The sequence below is a fragment of the uncultured Campylobacter sp. genome, from assembly GCF_937997405.1.
In the GTDB taxonomy this organism is placed as follows: Bacteria; Campylobacterota; Campylobacteria; order Campylobacterales; family Campylobacteraceae; genus Campylobacter_B.
In genome coordinates, this window is the sequence record NZ_CALKTL010000192.1 from 1 (window position 1) to 4,141 (window position 4,141).

A 4,141-nucleotide genomic window follows, 5' to 3' on the forward strand; every position below is an offset into this window, starting at 1 on the left:
TCGTCCATAAATTTTTATTCCAAAGTTCCGCGCCCGAAATTCCTTTAATCCTAATCCAAGCGATAATTTCTAAAATTTCAGATAAAAGGATTATCGCGAGTACAATGTACGCTGTGGTTGCACTACTCATTTCCGGTAGTTTAATAAACGAATTAATGATTTCTACAAGTACTAAAGATATAAAATATAACCACGCGTAAGCATAAAAAATTTTACTCTTAGTGGCTTCTCCTAAGTAGCAATATACTATTGCCGGGGCTATGGTGCTGACAATCTTAAACGCTGTAATCGTTACATACCAAATGGTAACAAATTGCGTCTCTTTAATCTCCATAGAGTGATTAAGTCCTATGGCCATAGCCGCTAAAATGCAATAGAATGCCTCCACGAAAGAGCCGCCTCGCTCATGTAAGGTATAATTTAGAGTCTCTAAGCTCACAATATTATTATTCATAGAATGTGGTAAAAGCGAAATAAATACGATAGCCCAAAGCACTCGGGCGATAAAGTTAATCAAATACGCCCTAAAGACCTTACTATCAGAGATATCCGAGATCATTTTGGTTACCGACAGCTTAAAGCTCATCGAAGTAAAAATCACGGCGACGATTGCGGCTGTGGCGGCGAAAAACCCACTCATCGTAATGCCGTGCAAAAACTCGCAACAAACCCAAATGATCAGATAAGTGCAGATTGCCAAAACGCTAGAGGTTATACCACGAAATTTTATGGCGTTTAAAGTATCACGCTTCATTTTTTGCCTTTGGATTTTTAAAATTTTATGGCGGATTATACTTGCGGGGTTTGAAATTTAGATAAATTTAAAAACCCCGCGGTGCTAAATTTTAAAATTTAGCACCGCGAGATCGCAAAATTCTGCCTCACAAAAGCTCCGTGATAAAAAATTTGCGGCAAATTCTACATCCAAAACCCTGCGCTACAAAGCCTAAATTTAGGCGGATTGCTCTATAATCATATTTTTATTTGAATTTTTGGAGAGTATTTTGAATATAAAAGGCGACATTACGGGCGGACTGACTGCAGGCATTATCGCGTTACCGTTGGCGTTAGCGTTTGGTATCGCAAGCGGGCTAGGAGCTAGTGCAGGTATCTGGGGGGCGATCGTGTTAGGGTTTTTTGCGGCGGCTTTCGGCGGCACAAAAATGCAAATCTCAGGACCTACGGGACCTATGACGGTCGTAAGCGCCGCCGTGGTCGTGAAATTTACGAGCAATACGGGCGCACTTGAGATCGGCTCGGTGATGGCGGTATTTGCCGCGGTGGGGCTCTTTCAGATCGCTTTTGGAATTTTGCGCTTAGGCAATTTATCAAATATATCCCGTATTCGGTCGTTTCAGGCTTTATGAACGGCGTGGGCGTCATCATAATTTTGCTTCAGATAAATCCGATGTTAGGGCAAAAGGGCTTAGGCAAAATTACGGACGCGATCGTCGCTATCCCTCAGAGCATCGCGCATCTAAATCCCGCAGCACTCGGTCTTAGCGCAGCGACGCTGGCGATCTTATATCTTACTCCCAAAAAGCTCTCAAGGCTTGTGCCTACGTCGCTTTTGGCGCTAGTAGTCCTAACTCCGATTTGCTATGCAATGAGCCTTGACGCACCTACAATAGGCGCGATTCCTACGGGCTTTGCTAGCTTTACGGTGCCGGTACCGAATTTAACTCACATTGGTTCCATCGTAGGATATGGGTTAATTTTAGCGATTTTAGGCACGATAGATTCGCTGCTAACTTCGCTTGTGGCGGATTCTATCACCAAAACCAAACACTCCTCAAATCAAGAGCTCATCGGTCAAGGTATCGGTAATGCACTCGTGGGCTTTGTCGGCGGTATTTCGGGAGCAGGCGCTACGATGAGAACGGTCGCAAATATAAAAGCGGGCGGGCTTGGTAGACTATCTGGGATCACGCACTCAGTATTTTTGCTACTGGCGGTATTGGTGTTTGCACGAGCAGTCGCATATGTGCCGCTAGCGGTGCTGGCGGGGATTTTGATAAAGGTAGGCGTCGATATCCTAGATTATCGCATGCTGCGCAGGCTTAACGCACGTACCGAAAAAAGACGCATTCGTGATGATCGCCGTATTTTTGCTAACGGTGTTTGTGGATCTCATCTTTGCCGTGGGCGTGGGCGTAGTGCTTGCATGGATAACGTATTATGCCGATTCGCGCAAAGGCAAAAAGAAATTTGCTATCAAACTCTATATCTCGACGATGCGAAATTTGTCGAGATTATCGGACCGATATTTTTTACTGATAGCGCGCGTATTGTAGATGATCTACGTCTCCGGGTATGCCGGAAAAAGCTCACAATCGATTTCGGTCAGGCGACTTTTATAGACATTTCATTCGCTTACGCGCTCGAGGATTTTTTTGCAATATGTTTAAAAAAATGCTACAAATGTGGATATAATCATCGACGAGTGGCATTTTTGGGTAAGGCGCTAAATGAGCTAAAAAATATCTACTGCCGATAATATCGGAGTGCGAAGCGACATTTTGGAAGATGAAAAAAAGTAGGGTGCAGTGAAATTTCTGGCGCTGATAAGCCAATAGATTGAATGCTAGAATAAGTATTAAGTTAAGCAAGACTAATACACTTAAAGCTTATGTCCAAATTTTAAGTATAATTCAAGTAAAATTCTGCCAACAAAGTAGAATTTTTTACCAGGAAAATTATTTTAATAGGAGAGGTAAATGTTATTTAATTCGTATGAGTTTATATTTGTATTTTTGCCTATAACATTTTTTATATATTTTTTTCTAAATAAAAAGCGGCTGGGTGAGTTGTCAAAGGGATTTTTAGTCGCTTCATCATTATTTTTTTATGGTTGGTGGAATATTGCATATCTACCTATAATTTTGACTTCAATGATATTTAATTATTGCTTTGGAGTAGAACTAAATAAAAACAGCGCAAGAATTTCAAAAAAGGCGCTCTTGATCGTCGCAATAGCTGTAAATTTAGCGTTACTTGGATATTTTAAATATTCGGACTTTTTAATTGATAATTTAAATTTTATCTTCAATCTACATATCCACAATTTAAATTTGCTCCTTCCACTTGCAATTTCATTTTTTACATTTCAACAAATCGCATATCTTGTAGATTCGTATAACGGAGGAGGTACTAAAGAATATAATTTTTTAAATTATTGCCTCTTTGTTACATTTTTTCCACAGCTCATAGCGGGTCCAATCGTTCATCATAAAGAGATTATGCCACAGTTTGACAATCTCAAAAATAAAGTACTAAATTATAAAAATATTGCTCTTGGACTTTTTATATTTTCTTTGGGGTTATTTAAGAAAGTTATAATCGCAGACTCATTTGCAGTTTGGGCCACTAATGGTTTTGATAGAGCCGAGATATTGCCGTTTATTGAAGCATGGGCAACTAGTCTCTCATATACCTTTCAGCTTTATTTCGATTTTAGCGGGTATTGCGATATGGCAATAGGAGCAGCACTTCTTTTTAATATCAAACTTCCGATAAATTTTAATTCGCCGTATAAGGCTAGCGACATACAAGACTTCTGGCGCAGATGGCATATTACGTTAAGTAGGTTTTTACGAGACTATGTTTATATACCGCTGGGAGGTAACCGCAAGGGCAGGGCGAGGACATATTTAAATTTAATGCTCACCTTTATAATAGGCGGCATTTGGCACGGGGCGGGCTGGACTTTTATATTTTGGGGGTTTTTACACGGATTAGCACTCATGATTCATAGATTTTGGCATAATTTAGGCTTTAGAATGAATAAAGTTCTAGCTTGGTTTATAACCTTTAACTTCGTAAATATTACCTGGGTGTTTTTTAGAGCCAAAGATTGGAGCGATGCGATAAAAGTACTAAAAGGAATGTGCGGGATGAGCGGTGTAGTGTTACCGGATCCGCTCAGACATATATTTGAATTCTTACAAAACATAAATTCAATTGAATTTGGTGGATATTTAATACATATAGCTGGAGGAAAAGATACGATTTTTTGGTTAATTGTAGGATTTATACTAATATTATATTGTAAAAATTCTATGCAACTTATTTATTCTAATAATATAAAAAAATTTTATATAGTAATAGTTATGTCTTTATTTCTAGCTGCCTTGTCAAACCT

Annotated in this window: 2 protein-coding genes and 1 pseudogene; 2 read left to right on the top strand and 1 reads right to left on the bottom strand. The window is 39.3% G+C overall.

Annotated features, from left to right (window positions below):
* The coding region (locus Q0372_RS09945; RefSeq protein WP_298105482.1) for a hypothetical protein at nt 1-754 on the bottom strand (754 nt) is incomplete at its 3' end.
* A gap of 307 nt (nt 755-1,061) precedes the next feature.
* Between Q0372_RS09945 and Q0372_RS09950 the strand changes: the two are divergent.
* Nucleotides 1,062-2,497: pseudogene (locus Q0372_RS09950) on the top strand (SulP family inorganic anion transporter).
* A gap of 220 nt (nt 2,498-2,717) precedes the next feature.
* Nucleotides 2,718-4,141 (top strand): MBOAT family protein (locus Q0372_RS09955; protein WP_298105484.1); only part of this gene is annotated, 1,424 nt, incomplete at its 3' end.